This is a genomic window from Pontibacillus salipaludis (assembly GCF_014642405.1).
In the GTDB taxonomy this organism is placed as follows: Bacteria; Bacillota; Bacilli; order Bacillales; family BH030062; genus Pontibacillus; species Pontibacillus salipaludis.
Map to the genome: position 1 here is coordinate 39,033 of NZ_BMIN01000012.1, position 14,962 is coordinate 53,994.

18 protein-coding genes are annotated in these 14,962 nt (G+C 40.9%); 8 read left to right on the forward strand and 10 right to left on the reverse strand.

What is annotated here, in order from left to right:
• Positions 1 to 26: 26 nt before the first annotated feature.
• The 4 genes from IEW76_RS13320 to fakB all read right to left on the reverse strand — a co-directional run bounded on the left by IEW76_RS13320 (position 27) and on the right by fakB (position 5,232).
• Positions 27 to 1,700: a CoA-disulfide reductase gene (locus IEW76_RS13320; RefSeq protein ID WP_188654770.1), complete on the reverse strand. Its 1,674-nt coding sequence runs from the start codon at positions 1,698 to 1,700 to the stop codon at positions 27 to 29.
• Between the two features lie 185 nt (positions 1,701 to 1,885).
• The gene (locus IEW76_RS13325) at positions 1,886 to 4,051 is read right to left on the reverse strand and encodes a beta-propeller domain-containing protein (RefSeq protein WP_188654614.1); all 2,166 of its coding nucleotides are present in this window, start codon (positions 4,049 to 4,051) and stop codon (positions 1,886 to 1,888) included.
• Positions 4,052 to 4,170: 119 nt separating this feature from the next.
• Entirely contained in the window at positions 4,171 to 4,308 is a 138-nt protein-coding gene (locus tag IEW76_RS13330) for a DUF3941 domain-containing protein (RefSeq protein WP_188654616.1), read from the reverse strand.
• A gap of 63 nt (positions 4,309 to 4,371) precedes the next feature.
• Positions 4,372 to 5,232, reverse strand: coding sequence for a DegV family protein (gene fakB / locus IEW76_RS13335; protein ID WP_188654618.1), 861 nt, complete (start codon positions 5,230 to 5,232; stop codon positions 4,372 to 4,374).
• A gap of 220 nt (positions 5,233 to 5,452) precedes the next feature.
• Between fakB and IEW76_RS13340 the strand changes: the two genes are divergently transcribed.
• Positions 5,453 to 6,298: a YitT family protein gene (locus IEW76_RS13340; RefSeq protein WP_188654620.1), complete on the forward strand. Its 846-nt coding sequence runs from the start codon at positions 5,453 to 5,455 to the stop codon at positions 6,296 to 6,298.
• 72 nt (positions 6,299 to 6,370) lie between these two features.
• Positions 6,371 to 7,294 (forward strand): BsuPI-related putative proteinase inhibitor, encoded by a 924-nt coding sequence (locus IEW76_RS13345; RefSeq protein ID WP_188654622.1) that lies wholly within the window; start codon positions 6,371 to 6,373, stop codon positions 7,292 to 7,294.
• 68 nt (positions 7,295 to 7,362) lie between these two features.
• Here IEW76_RS13345 and IEW76_RS13350 read toward each other — a convergent pair whose 3' ends face one another.
• Positions 7,363 to 7,626, reverse strand: a complete 264-nt coding sequence (locus tag IEW76_RS13350) for a NifU N-terminal domain-containing protein (protein ID WP_188654624.1) — start codon at positions 7,624 to 7,626, stop codon at positions 7,363 to 7,365.
• A 236-nt stretch (positions 7,627 to 7,862) separates the two neighbouring features.
• Here IEW76_RS13350 and IEW76_RS13355 point away from each other — a divergent pair, with 236 nt between their 5' ends.
• Both IEW76_RS13355 and IEW76_RS13360 read left to right on the forward strand, forming a co-directional pair.
• Positions 7,863 to 8,297, forward strand: a complete 435-nt coding sequence (locus IEW76_RS13355) for a hypothetical protein (protein WP_188654626.1) — start codon at positions 7,863 to 7,865, stop codon at positions 8,295 to 8,297.
• Positions 8,298 to 8,304: 7 nt separating this feature from the next.
• On the forward strand, positions 8,305 to 8,946 hold the full coding sequence (locus IEW76_RS13360) for a VC0807 family protein (RefSeq protein WP_188654627.1): 642 nt from the start codon (positions 8,305 to 8,307) through the stop codon (positions 8,944 to 8,946).
• Positions 8,947 to 9,106: 160 nt separating this feature from the next.
• Here the strand turns inward: IEW76_RS13360 and IEW76_RS13365 are convergent, their stop codons facing one another.
• The 3 genes from IEW76_RS13365 to IEW76_RS13375 form a co-directional block, all read right to left on the reverse strand.
• The gene (locus tag IEW76_RS13365) at positions 9,107 to 9,304 is read right to left on the reverse strand and encodes a DUF3813 domain-containing protein (protein WP_052115069.1); all 198 of its coding nucleotides are present in this window, start codon (positions 9,302 to 9,304) and stop codon (positions 9,107 to 9,109) included.
• The gene (locus IEW76_RS13370; protein ID WP_188654629.1) at positions 9,304 to 9,453 is read right to left on the reverse strand and encodes a hypothetical protein; all 150 of its coding nucleotides are present in this window, start codon (positions 9,451 to 9,453) and stop codon (positions 9,304 to 9,306) included. The genes IEW76_RS13365 and IEW76_RS13370 overlap by 1 nt, the downstream gene beginning before the upstream one ends.
• Positions 9,454 to 9,562: 109 nt before the next feature.
• Positions 9,563 to 10,372: a Cof-type HAD-IIB family hydrolase gene (locus tag IEW76_RS13375; protein ID WP_188654631.1), complete on the reverse strand. Its 810-nt coding sequence runs from the start codon at positions 10,370 to 10,372 to the stop codon at positions 9,563 to 9,565.
• Positions 10,373 to 10,552: 180 nt separating this feature from the next.
• On the opposite strand from IEW76_RS13375, the gene IEW76_RS13380 reads away from it, so the two are divergent.
• From IEW76_RS13380 to IEW76_RS13390, 3 genes are all read left to right on the forward strand, one after another.
• The gene (locus IEW76_RS13380; protein WP_188654633.1) at positions 10,553 to 11,317 is read left to right on the forward strand and encodes a prolyl oligopeptidase family serine peptidase; all 765 of its coding nucleotides are present in this window, start codon (positions 10,553 to 10,555) and stop codon (positions 11,315 to 11,317) included.
• 72 nt (positions 11,318 to 11,389) lie between these two features.
• The gene (locus IEW76_RS13385) at positions 11,390 to 11,701 is read left to right on the forward strand and encodes a metal-sulfur cluster assembly factor (RefSeq protein WP_036784950.1); all 312 of its coding nucleotides are present in this window, start codon (positions 11,390 to 11,392) and stop codon (positions 11,699 to 11,701) included.
• Between the two features lie 236 nt (positions 11,702 to 11,937).
• Positions 11,938 to 12,165, forward strand: coding sequence for a MoaD/ThiS family protein (locus IEW76_RS13390; protein ID WP_036784948.1), 228 nt, complete (start codon positions 11,938 to 11,940; stop codon positions 12,163 to 12,165).
• Between the two features lie 105 nt (positions 12,166 to 12,270).
• Here IEW76_RS13390 and IEW76_RS13395 read toward each other — a convergent pair whose 3' ends face one another.
• Entirely contained in the window at positions 12,271 to 12,414 is a 144-nt protein-coding gene (locus IEW76_RS13395; protein WP_156969177.1) for a lmo0937 family membrane protein, read from the reverse strand.
• Positions 12,415 to 12,547: 133 nt separating this feature from the next.
• Here IEW76_RS13395 and IEW76_RS13400 point away from each other — a divergent pair, with 133 nt between their 5' ends.
• On the forward strand, positions 12,548 to 13,840 hold the full coding sequence (locus IEW76_RS13400) for an FAD-dependent oxidoreductase (protein ID WP_188654635.1): 1,293 nt from the start codon (positions 12,548 to 12,550) through the stop codon (positions 13,838 to 13,840).
• A 225-nt stretch (positions 13,841 to 14,065) separates the two neighbouring features.
• On the opposite strand, the gene IEW76_RS13405 is transcribed toward IEW76_RS13400, so the two are convergent.
• Positions 14,066 to 14,890 carry an undecaprenyl-diphosphate phosphatase gene (locus IEW76_RS13405; RefSeq protein WP_188654638.1) on the reverse strand — a complete coding sequence of 275 codons (825 nt, stop codon included), beginning with the start codon at positions 14,888 to 14,890 and terminating at the stop codon, positions 14,066 to 14,068.
• Between the last annotated feature and the right edge of the window lie 72 nt (positions 14,891 to 14,962).

A 14,962-nucleotide genomic window follows, 5' to 3' on the forward strand; every position in this document is an offset into this window, starting at 1 on the left:
TATAGGATGTGAAGATGAAACATTTCTTATGCTTGTTCTGTTTGCAGTTCCTTGAGATCACTCATAACGGAAGAATAAGTTTTGTAGCCACCTTCTAGATTTTTAACACGGAAGCCGTGCTGTTCAAGTAACTTCGTCGCTACGTATCCGCGTAATCCCGCCTGGCAATAGACCGTAATGGATTCATCATTTGGTAATTCATTTAGGCGGTTCCTGAGGTCATCAAGAGGGATGTTCACAGCATTACGAATCGCGCCGTTATTAAATTCTTTAGAAGTTCGAACGTCTAGAATCATACCTGCCCCATTCGCAATTTCGTCCATTTCATCCCAGTGAACCACCTTGACCTCTCCTTCTACGATGTTTGACGCAACATAGCCAAGGAGGTTAACGGGATCTTTGGCAGAAGAATAGGGAGGAGCATAGGCTAATTCAAGATCAGGTAGGTCCATAACCGTTAATCCACCTTTAATCGCTGTAGCCAACACATCGATTCGTTTATCAGCACCCTCTTTTCCGATGATTTGTGCCCCATAAATGGTTCCCTCAACAGGGTGGAACAATAGCTTCATGGAAAGTGGTGACGCATTTGGATAATAGCCGGCATGGGAGCCTGGGTGGATGTGAATGGCCTCATATGGTAGTCCCATCGCTTTTAGTTGTTTTTCATTCTTACCTGTAGCGGCAACAGTAAGGTCAAAGATCTTGGCAATCGATGTTCCGAGCGTTCCGTTATAGCGGACATCTTTCCCGTAAATATGGTCAGCTACAAGGCGGCCTTGACGGTTTGCAGGCCAGGCAAGAGGGATCATGGTTGGTTGCCCAAATTGATAATCTTTTACTTGAACGGCATCTCCGACTGCATAGATGAATGGATCGTTTGTTTTCAAATGATCATCGACGATAATACCGCCTCGCTCATTTGTCTCAAGACCTGCCAGTGTAGCTAGTGTATTCTCAGGTGTAACACCGATTGAAAGAACAACAAGGTCTGTAGAAATGGATGTACCACTTTCAAGTATCATTTGTTTTCCTTGTTCCTCAAAAGCTTTCACACCATCATTTAAATAGAGGGTTATCCCTTTTCGTTTTAACTCTTTATGGACAAGGGCTGCCATTTCTCTGTCGATAGGGGCCATCACTTGAGGAGATTTCTCAACAAGAGTGACATTGAGTCCTCGATCAACAAGATTCTCGGCTAGTTCTAAACCGATAAAACCACCACCGATAATCGTGGCATTCTGAGGTTGGTGATCTTCTAAAAATGTATAAATTTTATCCGTATCTGGTATATTTCTTAACGTGAAATAGGTGGACTCTGCTAGGCCTGGAATTGGAGGGACGATTGGTTTTGAACCTGGAGAGAGGATAAGTGTGTCATAACTCTCTTCGTATTCATCTCCAGATGGTAGGTGGCGAACAGTTACGGTCTTCTGTTCGCGATTAATACGGACAACTTCTGTTAAGGTTCGGATGTCTAAACCAAAGCGCGCTGTCATGCCTTCTACTGTCTGAACAAGTAATTTGCTTCGATCCTTTATTGTACCGCCGATATAGTAAGGGAGCCCGCAATTGGCATAAGAAATGTAAGCTCCGCGTTCGAACATTACGATATGACTGTGTTCATCTATACGACGCAGGCGCGCTGCAGCTGTAGCGCCTCCTGCAACTCCACCAACAATGACTATTTTACGATTCATCATGAACTCATCCTCTCTTTGTATACCCTTACCCGTATTTTATTCCTAGAAGCAATGAAAGTAAATACGGTTTTGACGAAGATTGTGACAATTTAGAGGATGATAATAGTTACTCTAATCAATGCCCTTTTTTTTGAGTTTCATGGAACAAAAAAGCCCCGAGATTACTCGGAGCTTAAACATCCTTATTCATTTATTTGTTGTTTCGGGAAGGTGATGGTTTTCACTTCTTCCATGGTATTTAAATCAATGCCCTTTAATTCTTCCTGAGAAAGAGTAAATAAAGTGTCGTTAATGGAAATCATACGAGTAATATGGGACTCCCAGCTACGTTCTGCACGATCATCTTCCTCGTTTGTAATCGCCTTTTGAAGCTTAAATCCATTTTCTGGTGTGATTTTATAAAGGTAAGCTCCCTGACCCTTTCGTTCATGTTCTTCTGAGACTTGAACCGGGAGACCAAATAAGTTTTCTTCTGGGTGGATGTAAAGGGCTTTGTGATCGTGGCTGACATCTGTGTAGCTGCCTTTTCCTCCGATAATCGCTACATCTTTTTCTGTTGGATTTGAGACGTCACTCACATCAAATAGCGAAAGTTTTACCCCTTTTGTCACAACCCGTTCTGTCCCATTTGATTTAACAACTTCAGTATTTTGACCAATACCGATTAAATGATCGTCTCCAAGGGGATGGAGGTAATCGCTGAAGCCTGGGATTTTTAGTTCTCCGAGTACTTCAGGGGAAGAAGGTTCTTTAAGGTCAATCACAAACAGTGGATCCACTTGTTTAAATGTAACCATATAAGCTCGATCTTGCATAAAGCGGACGCTATAGATTCGTTCTCCTTTTGCTAATCCTTCAACTTTACCGATTGGAGTCATCGATAAATCAAACGTATACAAGTTATTAAACGACGGATTCTCATCTCCCCCAAATTGTCCAGTGGTTGTAGCGACGCGGAAGGAGTCATCGCGCTCATCCATAGCAAATTGATTGATTAAGTGGCCTGGTACATCAGCTTCACCGTTGTAGATAAGGTCGCCATTTTTTACGTTGAATTGATAAATCCTCGTGCTTTGTTCAGGGTCTTGTGGGGATGAAGATGTTGTAAAAAATGGCTCGACTCGAAAGCTCCTAGAGTTTGTGGCTACGTACAAATTATCTTTAGACATATAAACGCTATCGCCAGCACCGAGGTAGGTCTTTACATTCGCGGGTGTACCGTTGTCTGTAACATCAAAGCTTGCAATCGTTAGGAACGACGAGTCTTTACTCCCTGGAAGCTGATGCATCTTCCCATAAGGGATCGGTTGGAAGTCGTCGCTCACGACAGAATCTTTAAAGAGTGGGCGGACTTCTTGATCGTTTTGTTTCTTTTCCTCTAAATGGTGGATGGATGTGTAATTGTTGGATAGGACATAAACTTGACCGTCAATCATTCTAGAAGTCATATAGTATCCCTCAACGTTAAGATCCCTCACCTTTTCTGGAGAGGCAGGGTCCGAAACATCATAAACACGGACCGCCGTAAGACCTCTAAAGTTCGGCATAATCATAGACTCTGCTGTTGATGCTTCCTCTTTTGGATCTCGTGGAGATGATTGCTGTTGATGTCCAAGTGCGACGAGTCGATCGTTGTATAGAAAGAGTTGATTTGGTATAAAGTCTTCATCATCAATTTTGGAGAGGACTTTGGCTTCCTCAATAGGAGAGCCTTTTGCAATGACAATGTCATCGTTTCTGGCATAGTAAATGTGTTCACCGTCATTCTTAACAAGATCTGCTTCGTCGACACCATTGACTTGAACATTCGTCTCAGATGAACTGCTCGCAGAATCCTCTGAAGAAGCACTAACATCCGCGCTTTCTTCAACAGTTTCCAATTGCATAGATGATCGTTCATTTTGGAACTTCTTTAAAATCGCCTTTAATTCTTTTTCAGAACCGATCGTAGGTAGTCCTTTTGAAGTGGTGAAAGTGTACGTGAAGTCTTTAGACAATTCAACGTCTCGAACAGAGGTTACGCCTTTTGAGATCATTAGGGTATAGTCCTGATTCACTTCGTACCCACCTTTGGGTGCAAAGATATTTAACGATTCCCCGTTCCCGCTGATTTCGAAGGTGGTAGGTACTTTTTCTCCTGTCTTCTTATTAATCACTTGAATCGTTTCATCTGTGAAGCTTTCTTTGTTCATTTCTTTAGAAAAAACGATCGTCCAGTCTTTGTGTACCGGAACGACTTCACCTTCATCTTTTACTTCTGCAGAAACGCCCCAGTTTGCGACACCGTATAGGATGATAAATAGAGACACCACCAAAGCAATCCCTGTTATAACCATTCGTTTCATCATCATTCACCCTCTTTACTTTGTTTCTTATTTAGTCGTCATAAGGAGGAAAAAGTTTCGTGTAAGGAGTGAAATTGGGCAAAAAAACGCCTGAGGAGCTTTTCCTCAGGCGTTTTTGTTCATTACTTATGATCGGTTTTCTTTGAAAATTGACGCTCGCCGTTTTGACGAGCGGCTTCTCGTTGTTCGTTTTTGTGGGCTCTCTTTGCATTATTATCTAATGCTTTCTTATTGTTGTCGCCAGTATTTCTCGTTGCCATATCAGACACCTCTTTTATCTAATGGTAAGAACACATCATTAGATTGTGTGAAAAGAGGGTAGATTATTTATAAGGCGCATTTAAGAAAAATAAAGCAATCGTGCCAGGACCAGCATGTGCGCCAACAGAGGCTCCTACTTGATGAATATGAATATCTTTCGTTCCGAACTGTGCACGAATCAATTCGGCTAGTTGTTCAGCTCGTTCTAGATCATCTCCATGACTTATGGCAATGGGTTGATCCGCCAAATCGACGCCTCTCTCTTCCATAACTTCAGTCATTCGCTTGAGTACTTTCTTAGAGCCACGTATTTTTTCAAGTGGAATGAGTTGACCATTTTCAACGTGAAGAAGTGGCTTGATCTTTAACATAGAACCAAAGAATGCTGCTGCCTTACTGACGCGGCCTCCGCGTTTTAAGTATTCTAAATCATCAACAGTGAAGATGTGTTCCATATGTTCTAAATGATAGGTGGAGAGCTCTTTAACTTCATCAAGTGATTTGCCTTCTTTGGCAAGTTCTGCAGCACGGAGAACAACAAGTCCATACCCAAGAGAAGCACAATGTGTATCAACGACTTGAAGATTGAAATCTGGGTACGTTTCTTGTACTTCTTGTTGCATCATCTTAGCTGTTTGATACGTACCTGACAACGCTTGAGAAAACGCAAGGTAAAGGCAGTCCTGTCCTTCTCTAGCAAAGTGCTCGAACAGTTCTTTGAAACTTTGAGGGGAGACTTGGGACGTTTTAGGAGCTTTCCCGTTCCGCATCGCGTCATAGACTTCTTTAGGCTGAATCGTTTCACCGTCTTTATAGTCTTGACCGTCTAAGTGTACCGTTAGGGAAAGGCGTGTTATACCATGTTCCTCCAAAACAGATGTAGGCAAGTCGCAAGCAGAATCAGCAATAATTCGTACAGACATACTTTCACCCTTTTCTATAATATATAATGAATACTAGATTAATGTGGTTTAGACCGTGGTCCTATTGTCATAAGTGTAATCGTAGCAGAGAGGATAGTCAAAGCATTTAGCAAAAAGTGGTTTAAAGGGTGGGGGTTTTATGATATACAGAGAAGAGAGACTCATCATAGTATAGATCTTTACACGTACAGAACAGAAATTTAGAGCTTAGGAGGGCGTCATGTTTCTTCCAGAAATCAAACGAATTATTATTGTTATACTAGGGGCTATATTAAATTCCATCTCACTAAACTTCTTCCTTATTAAGGCAAATGTTTATGCAAGTGGGTTTACTGGAGTTGCCCAGCTGCTCTCAAGTGCTATGCAGGATTATATAGGTTTTGGGATTACGACCGGTGTTCTACTCTTTATTTTAAATATACCGGTTATTATTTTAGGATGGTATAAAGTAGGAAAAGGGTTTACAATTTATAGTATCATTTCAGTTGTATTTACCACATTCTTCCTTGAAGTGATTCCTGTTAAACAACTATCAACTGATATTTTGTTAAATTCAGTATTTGGTGGTGTGATTGGAGCATTAGGTGTCGGTCTTACATTGAAGTGGGGTGCTTCAACAGGTGGTATGGATATTGTGGCGATGGTGTTATCCCGTATAAAAGATCGTCCGATAGGAACTTATTTCTTTCTTTTAAATGGATTGATTATCATACTAGCAGGCTTGCTATATGATGAAGAAAAAGCTCTTTATACCATTGTGACACTTTATGTATCGACCCGTGTTATTGATGCCGTTCATACGAGACATGAGAAATTGACAGCGATGATTATTACAACCGAGGCAGAAGCCTTGCAACGAGCTATTCATTCAAAAATGGTTCGTGGGATTACAAAAGTTCCAGCACGAGGTGCTTTTACCAATCAAGAAAAGGACATGTTGATTATGGTTATCACGCGTTATGAATTGTATGATCTTGAACATACGATTAAAGATGTTGACCCACATGCCTTCACGAATATCGTGCAAACAACAGGTATATTCGGGTTCTTCAGAAGAGATGGATAAAAGTGTAACGAAATGAATGGGTAGAACGACAAATGAACAGGGTGGAATTTAATAGAAAGGGAAGTGACAAGGATGAAGAAATTTCTTGTTATCATCATGGCAATGTTGTTTGTTGCTGCTGGTTGTGCTAGCTCCGGTGAGTCAAAAGCAAATGGCAACGAGGAGACAGAAAACGTGAGTAGCGAGGAAGCAACCGAGGAAACGAATGAGGAAACAAAAGAAAAAACAGAATCAGAAGAGTCAGAAGAACCAAAAGAGGACACCAAGCAAGACTCTGCTGAAGAGGTCGACTTACAGACACTACTAGAACAAGTCGAAATGACAGCTACAGTAAACCCAGAAACGGAGAAAGTGGCCTTTGACTTTAGTTTGAAGAACAATGGTGAAAAAGGTGTTAACCTTAATTTCTCTTCTGGTCAACAGTACGAGATCATCGTTAAAAATGAAAAAGGTGGAGAAGTTTACCGTTATTCTGAAGGCAAGTCCTTTACAGAAGCAGTGGTTTCAGAAGAGATCAAACCTTCTAAAGAATTAACATTTACATCATCATGGAACTATGACCAAGCTGGTGAGCGCGTACAACCTGGTACATATAGTGCTGAGATTACGTTATTGCCAATGAAGATGAATGGTCAAACCATTGAAGCGAAGCCGTTTCAAGTACAAAAAGCCTTTGAGATTCCTTCAGAAAACCAAGCCTTCCGTAATGTGAAGGTAGAGGGAGAAAAAGGTCAATATACGGTTTCTGGTGAAGCTCGTGTGTTCGAAGGAAGCTTTATGTATAATGTCGAGGATGGACATCAAGTGTTAGTGATGGACACACCTGTACAAGTAAGTGAAGGAGCTCCAGGTTGGGGTGAATTTGAATTTAACGTCGAGATTTCTGAAGATCAACTTCCAACGAGTGGTACATTAACGCTTATGTTGTATGAGATCAGCGCTAAAGATGGGTCAGTAACGAATCAAAAATTTGTTAAACTTGAAACATTTAAATAATCTATACTTAAAAAAGGCTGTCCCGTTAAGGGACAGCCTTTTTCGTATTTCATCATGCAGGATAAGATTTAATACCCATGGTTTTCAATTGTATCAATGACTTGTTGTTTAAGTTCATCCCATGATGCATCATTTTTCTTGTTCACTGTGATAAAGTTTTGGAATCCAAATACGTTATCAACACCATTTAGTGACATTAGGTCATTTAGAATACTGTGGTCACTCGTTTGACCAGGCATAACCGATACACTTCCATTTCCTTCGAAGATCATTCGGTCACTGTCAAATTTAATCGCATTTGGGTTAGGGGTTTCTTTTGCCTGTACAGTCATAAGGAATACCTCCTCTTGTATAGTATCCATACTCATATTAGCACGAAACATTCTGTTCGCACAAAAGGAAGACCTATTCGTCATGGAACGCTCACAACTATCGTGAAAATATAGGGGAGGGTTTTGCTACAATAAAGGTAGTTGAATAGGCTGTCTGAACCGATTGTTTGAAGTGGAAAGGGTATATTTCTCATATAATGAACGTATTCAATTAATAGAGAAATGGGTGGATAGAAATGATTAAGAAGGGACTATGGCTCGGGACGGCAACGGGATTTATTTTAGGTTTTGTGTTATGGATCTTTGAGTATGCTACAGGAAAGAACGTGTATACATTACTTTTAAATGTGGATTTTATACCAATTATGGGGGACATTGATTGGCCAATTTATATGGAGTGGTTCTTTCATCTGATCATTGCCTGGTCGATCGCTATTGTCTATTTAGCTTGGATCAAGTATCAAACGGATGGAAGAGCTACTTCTAGATGGGCAACAGCTTTAGTGTTAACCGCTTTGGCAGCGTTAACGTATTTTCCCCTTACAGATCTTGCGATTAAAGAAACGCCAGCCTTTGATGATTTGACTGCTATATCTTATTGGTTAGTCGGACATCTTGCTTTTGGAGTATCACTTGTTAAACTAGATGAGTGGACAAAACGAAAAAAGTAGGTGCAAGATGAATCAAAAAAATATAGTGGTATGGGATTTGATTTGTTATATCGTATTCCCCCTTGTCGTTTGGAACTTTATACGTGATGACATTGGAGACTACTATGCGATGCTCTTGTCTTCAGTTCCAGGGATTGTTTACACCTTTATTCGATTTAAAGCGGTGAAGAAGGTTCAGTTCTTTGGGATTTTCATGCTGGCTAATTTGGTAGTGGGAACGTTATTCGATGTATTAGCCGGTTCAGCCATACAGCTCTTATGGAATCGGGTATATTTTGCTTTATTAGGGGGCGGAATTTTCTTAGGGAGTATGCTGATCCGAAAGCCAATAGCTCTTTATTTGATGTTAGATGTTATGGAAATGCAGGGGCAGAACCGAAAAGCTTTAAAAGCGAAATTTATGAAGAAGAAAGTGTTCTTAGTGTTTCAGCTAATCACGTTTGTTTTTGTCTTTCGTGAGCTCGTTTTCGCTGGATGGAAGGCTTGGCTAGTTATGCAATATGGTGTCGAAGCTTTTGATCAAGCACTTATATTACGACAAGTGATGAGTTGGGTATTAACAGGAGTGACCGTAATCGGCTACGTATATGTCTTTAAGCTCCTTCAGATGACACCACCCACCAATGACACCACAAAATACTCCACCTAAAAAGGAGCGTGCCAGACACGCTTCTGTGCTTTAGTGAATTGCAGGGTGTCTGGCACGCATCTTTTCTTTAGAGCGCTGAAGGGTGTCTGGCACTCTGTAATACTTCTCCGCGTTAAAGAGCCTGCCTTCTGATTAGAGGGCAGGCTCTTTTTGAGCTGTGTTATTTTAATCCTTGGTGACGCTCGATTTCTGATTCGAGCTGCTGAAGCTGAGCTTGTTCTTCTTGGGAAGCGTTAGCGCGAGCTGAGTTAATACAGTTCTTCGCTGTTTGGATGTTTTTCTCCTTCGCTTCACCATTGCGGTTAGTGATGTTATTTACGGCACTTTTTGCTTGCTGGAATAAGTTATTCTGCATCATTAAAGACCTCCCACAGAGTTATGATCGTCTTCTTCACTGTCGCGTTCTACATCGGCAAATGTTTGTCGATATGGAAAACGCTCATCGTGCTTTTTAACAGAATCTTTTCCTTGCTGAACAAATCGTTTCGATTTACTTTTTTTGCTCACCTTTCATCACCTCGCGGATTAAAAAAGCTCGAACACAACGTGTTGCTGTGTTCAAGCTTAGTATGAGCAAATGCCTTCTGTACATGTATTGAAAAATTTGGAGAAATCCTTATTTTAAATTCAAATAGTGTTCTAAAAAGACCGCAACGCCATCTTGCTCATTTGAACTTGTGACCTCATTAGAGACGTCCTTAAGTTCGCTTAAGGCGTTATCCATGGCTACCCCAACTCCAGCATATTCAAGCATTTCTAAATCGTTATCCTCATCTCCAAACGCAATTATGCGCTCTTTAGGGACGTGATAATAGTGAGCAATCTTATTGAGACCTACAGCCTTATTTAGTCCTGCACGTACGATTTCAATAACATGCCAAGGCGCTCCCCATTTGCGATGTTCAATCATCGTAGCATGCTTTTCGTCGAGGTGATCCCGAATGTGTTTAACCTGTTCCACACTTGGATGAATCAGTATAGAGGTAGGATCTTCTTTTAAATGATTCTTAATGCTTCCGATTGTGATAGGTGTATCTGTTGTATGGAAGATATCCAAAATTTCCTGATCATATTGATCCAAGTACACTTCATCTCGTACTTCAGCAAGAATATTTCGAACCCCAACCTCATGACACGTATGTATAATTTCCCGAGCCGTTCGAATGGACATTGGCGAATGAATCGAGTCCCAATTATGGTTTAAGGGATGGTGAATTAAGGCACCGTTAAAGTTCACCATTGGTGTGTCGAGTTCCATCTCATGATAATAATTAATACTGGCTCTGTGTGGACGTCCTGTTGCAATACACACGACATGACCTGCATCTCGAGCTTTTTGGATCGCTTGTTTGTTTCGTTCACTAATTGTCTTCTGATCGCTTAGCAGTGTTCCGTCTAAGTCTAGAGCGATTAAATGTTTTTCCATTGCTTTCACCACCTCATCCTGAATTTAAGTGTATATCTTGATTCTACCATCTGTAAAGAACTATAGGGGCCGTTTTTCTTTTCAATCAAAAAGGAAAGTGTTACGATAAACCATATAAATTAGTAAAATACGGAAAGAAATGCTATACATATTTTATGCACAAAGGAAGGGAAATACATCGTGATTGGCATATACAGAAAGAAATTTGAACACATACCCGCATTAGTCGTTGTTGATTCTGAGAAAGAAAACAAGCCATTACCTGTCGTAACCTATATTCATGGCATTACGAGTCGGAAAGAACAGAACCTATCCTTCGCGTACTTCTTAGCTGAAAAAGGCTTCCGCGTTGTACTTCCGGACTGTATGCTACATGGAGAGCGAGAAGAAGGGTTGAGCAATCAACAAATCAAGTATCGTTTATGGGAAGTGGTGGCAGAAAACCTTAAAGAACTTCCTCTTATTAAAGAAACACTTGATCAAGAAGGGCTACTTCTCGATGGACGCTTTGGTTTAGCTGGTACAAGTATGGGAGGCATCACAACAAGTGCTGCCCTTACTCAGTACGATTGGATTAAGGTGGCTGCAGTATTGATGGGTTCTCCACAGCCTGTTCGATTTGCAGAAGAGCAAGTGGCAACGTTAAAAGAAATGAATATAGACTTACCATTCTCTGAGGAAGACCAACATAAGCTAATAAGGGATCTCGCTTCTATTGACTTAAGCAAACAAGTTGATAAGTTATTTGGTCGTCCTTTATTCTTCTGGCACGGAGAAGAAGATAACGTTGTTCCATTTGACCATTCCTATAGTTTTTATAACAACGCGATTGCTCATTATAAGAATCCAGAAAACATTCGTTTTCGTAGGGAAATGGGCCGCGATCATAAAGTTTCTATTTATGCCATTACAGAAGCCGTGAATTGGTTCGACATGCATCTGTAAACGGTCCTGTTTCAAAATGGTTAGTTTTTCGTTATAATAAGAATAGATTAGATGAAAGGGGAACGAGTATTCATGGATCAGACTTTGCACGATAACATGATGGGTGCACTTGAGAATGTAATTGACCCCGAGCTTGGCATTGATATTGTCAACCTTGGCTTGATATATGGCGTTGATATTGACGACGAAGGCGTTGGACAAGTTACGATGACACTAACAGCTATGGGGTGCCCGCTTGCTGGAACAATTGAAGCTGACGTTAAACGCGTATTAGCAGACCTTCCAGAACTTAAAGACGTAAACGTTAATATTGTATGGAGTCCACCGTGGACGAAAGATAAAATGTCCCGCTACGCGAAAATCGCGCTAGGCATTCCAGATTGATTTTTAAACAAGAAGAACCTTCTGCCATCGAAGCAGAAGGTTCTTTTTTTTATGGTTCAGTCCAGTCTATACGTTGCTAAACGGGCGCATGCGCTTTTGATGGTTTACGTGTTGGAACAAAGTGGTACATAGAATTGTAAGTTACCCTTTCACTTAAAGGTGATGGGAAATACACAATTAAAGCCATTCAATAAAAATAAGTGGAGAATCAATCTCCCTTTTAAGGAGGACTCATCATGGTAAAAGTATTACTATTCGCTCAATTCCAAGAAGCGGCAGGTCGTGAAAGTGTAGAGATTGAAGCAGGTGGGCAAACGGTGTCTCACGTAAAATCCACATTAAAAGAAAACTACAACGTGCTTGATTTGGATCACGCACAAGTAACGGTAAATGATGAATACAAAGACATGGATACACAACTTAGCGACGGTGACACGGTCGCATTCATCCCGCCACAATCGTAAGTGTAAAAAAGTCTCCCTCTAAAACTAGAGGGAGACTTTTTAATATGAATAAAAAGGGTGAACCCCTAATGGAGTTCACCCTCGTTGTGTATATTCGTTGTAATGTTAAGGTTTTCGCCCTTTAATTAATCGATAGATCAGTACAACCAGAGCGACAACTAACAGAATATGAATGATACCGCCTGCGATTTCGAATAAGAAACCAAATAACCAAAGTATTAGCAAGATTACTAAGATCGTCCAGAGCATGTGTCATCCCTCCTTTTGATTGTAATTTGCCCTGAAATCCTATATTTCAAACGCTTAACCACAGTTTCAATTGGGTTGTAAGGTGAGAACATGTTACGTATCATGAACGGTAAACAGTGAAGGAGGGAGTTTTATGAAGAAGGGACGAGTCATTGTCATAGGTGGAGGTCCAGCTGGGATCGAAGCTGCCCTTACCGCAAGTTCTCGCTTTGAAGAAGTTTATCTTGTATCAGAACAGCCAGCTGGTGCTTGGAAAATGAACGATGCTGCGGTGTGGCAATCCCTATTAGGAAAGACTAGAGATGTAACTCCTCAAGAGTTAAATGCTTATGCACAGTCTGTACATACGAAGTGGATGTCGGAGCAAATCGATCTCTTACAGCATTCAGGTGTTCGAACGAAGCTAGGCAAGGTGGCGTTCCTTTCACCCTATAAGATCAATATAGAGAACGGGGAAAAGAGTGAAACCATTGAAGGGGATTATTTCATCATAGCTGTTGGATCTCGTCCAGCTTTTCCACAATCCCTTCATCCATACGGAGACAAACTGATGTCTTTTCATTCGATGCATCAATTGAAAAGATGGCCAGAATCAATCGTTGTCATAGGTGATGGACCGATTGGGTTTGAAGCGGTTAATGTATTCAGCTTGGCTCAAGTAAAGGTGGATTGGATTGTGCCAGAAGATGGACCAAACGCGAGGATCTTTGAAGAAGATCTCTCTGACTACTTATTGAGCCATTATGAAAAGAGGGGCGTCCATATTTATCGAGGACCGGTTGCAACAGGCGTTAAGGAAGAGAGAGGCCGAATACACATCTCAAGAGAAGATGGCTCCCATGTTACAGCTCAATGTGCTTATATCGTCCCATCCTTCCTCTCTAATCTAGATCGGTTGACATTAGCCAATGCAGAGGTGGACGAACATTCTATAGATGGATCAACAGGCCAAACCAATCAAAGTCATATCTATGTTGTTGGGGATGCGGATCTAAGTGTAGCGGCTGTTTATGCACAAGCTAAAGCAAGGCAGGCAGTATTACATATTGATGGAAAACAAGAAGCACCTCTATTATTGGAAGATTTACCGTTGTCTTTTCATCAATGGCCAGAAGTAGCGAGTATTGGATTAAGTAAGTCGGAAAGCTCTAAGTTAAAGGTGCGAACTTTTTCCATAAAAAGCCGAAATTACGTCCATATGATTGAAGGAGGGAGCGACGGTTGGATTAAAGTTGTCTACAATGAGCAGGGAATCCTATTTGGAGCTTCTGCAGTTGGAGAAGGGGCTAAAGATATTATTTCCATGCTAGCCATTCCCGTCAAGCTGAAGCAGTCGGTAAGCAATTTGCAATCACTATTCGCGGCTCATCCTTCTCAGAATGAAATGGCCGCTCATATTATACGAACCATTGCGGATGAGGTATAAATGGTTGAAATATAACAAATGAAAAAGAGACCGTCTCACACTTGAGACGGTCTCTTTTTCTCGGGGTCATTGGATTCCGTTAGGGGGGTAACGGAAAATGATAATCATTATCATTGAGAATTATTTTCAGTATATCTTTAAAGTCCGCAAGCGTCAACTCTTTTTATAATTTAGCATAGAAAAAAGCAATCCCGTTCCTGTGAAACGGGACTGCTTTACTCTGTCTTATAAGAATAGAATCGCTAGCGCTCCTACAATGAAGCAATAGAACGCAAAATATTTAAGATTGTTGTTCTTCATAACGTTAATAAACCATTTCAGGGCAAAATAAGACGCTACAATAGAACCTAAGAAAGCAAGGACGTAAGGAATGTAAAGGTTAGACGGTGTATTCATAATCGCCTCTCCTTTTAGAATAACGGTCCCTAGACTAACAGGCACATAAAGTAAAAAGGAAAAGCGAAGTGCTGTCGTTTGCTTTAAACCAAGTAGCATAGCAGCGACAACTGTTGCTCCAGAGCGGCTAATGCCTGGTATTAAAGCAACAGACTGAGCTAGTCCAATAATAAGCGCATCTTTAATGGTCATATCCCCATCACCGCGACTACCACGCAAGTTACGAATGACCCAAAGAGCTATACCAGTTACGATTAGTGTAATTCCAACCATACTAGCACTTTCTCCAAATGTACCTTCAATCGCATCTCCGTATAAGACCCCAATGACACCAGCAGGAATGGTTCCGATTATTAAATAAATGATAAATCGAAAATCACGTGTGGTTGCGTCATCTCGTTTCTTTTGAAACAAAAAGCCAAATCCGCTTACAATTAACCGAGCTAAATCGTTTCTGTAAACAATAAAAACAGCAAGAAGAGAGCCGAAGTTAACAAGCACCTCAAACGTTAAACCTTGTCCTATAATGTTAAATAAATCTTTGACCATAATAAGGTGGCCACTTGATGAGATCGGAATAGGTTCCGTGAACCCTTGGAAAATCCCTAAAAATAAGTATTGAATAAGCGTCCATAATTGATCGAGCATGTTCATAATCCTCCCTAAAGGAAATACATAAATCTATTCTCGCTCTTCACACTTTTTATGTGGGTGAATATCCTACTA

What these genes read in the sequence shown, in the direction of transcription:
- IEW76_RS13320 (WP_188654770.1), bottom strand. Translation starts at nt 1,700, where the DNA reads ATGAATCGTAAAATAGTCATTGTTGGTGGAGTTGCAGGAGGCGCTACA.
- IEW76_RS13325 (WP_188654614.1), bottom strand. Translation starts at nt 4,051, where the DNA reads ATGATGAAACGAATGGTTATAACAGGGATTGCTTTGGTGGTGTCTCTA.
- IEW76_RS13330 (WP_188654616.1), bottom strand. Translation starts at nt 4,308, where the DNA reads ATGGCAACGAGAAATACTGGCGACAACAATAAGAAAGCATTAGATAAT.
- fakB (WP_188654618.1), bottom strand. Translation starts at nt 5,232, where the DNA reads ATGTCTGTACGAATTATTGCTGATTCTGCTTGCGACTTGCCTACATCT.
- IEW76_RS13340 (WP_188654620.1), top strand. Translation starts at nt 5,453, where the DNA reads ATGTTTCTTCCAGAAATCAAACGAATTATTATTGTTATACTAGGGGCT.
- IEW76_RS13345 (WP_188654622.1), top strand. Translation starts at nt 6,371, where the DNA reads ATGAAGAAATTTCTTGTTATCATCATGGCAATGTTGTTTGTTGCTGCT.
- IEW76_RS13350 (WP_188654624.1), bottom strand. Translation starts at nt 7,626, where the DNA reads ATGACTGTACAGGCAAAAGAAACCCCTAACCCAAATGCGATTAAATTT.
- IEW76_RS13355 (WP_188654626.1), top strand. Translation starts at nt 7,863, where the DNA reads ATGATTAAGAAGGGACTATGGCTCGGGACGGCAACGGGATTTATTTTA.
- IEW76_RS13360 (WP_188654627.1), top strand. Translation starts at nt 8,305, where the DNA reads ATGAATCAAAAAAATATAGTGGTATGGGATTTGATTTGTTATATCGTA.
- IEW76_RS13365 (WP_052115069.1), bottom strand. Translation starts at nt 9,304, where the DNA reads ATGATGCAGAATAACTTATTCCAGCAAGCAAAAAGTGCCGTAAATAAC.
- IEW76_RS13375 (WP_188654631.1), bottom strand. Translation starts at nt 10,372, where the DNA reads ATGGAAAAACATTTAATCGCTCTAGACTTAGACGGAACACTGCTAAGC.
- IEW76_RS13385 (WP_036784950.1), top strand. Translation starts at nt 11,390, where the DNA reads ATGGATCAGACTTTGCACGATAACATGATGGGTGCACTTGAGAATGTA.
- IEW76_RS13390 (WP_036784948.1), top strand. Translation starts at nt 11,938, where the DNA reads ATGGTAAAAGTATTACTATTCGCTCAATTCCAAGAAGCGGCAGGTCGT.
- IEW76_RS13395 (WP_156969177.1), bottom strand. Translation starts at nt 12,414, where the DNA reads ATGCTCTGGACGATCTTAGTAATCTTGCTAATACTTTGGTTATTTGGT.
- IEW76_RS13400 (WP_188654635.1), top strand. Translation starts at nt 12,548, where the DNA reads ATGAAGAAGGGACGAGTCATTGTCATAGGTGGAGGTCCAGCTGGGATC.
- IEW76_RS13405 (WP_188654638.1), bottom strand. Translation starts at nt 14,890, where the DNA reads ATGAACATGCTCGATCAATTATGGACGCTTATTCAATACTTATTTTTA.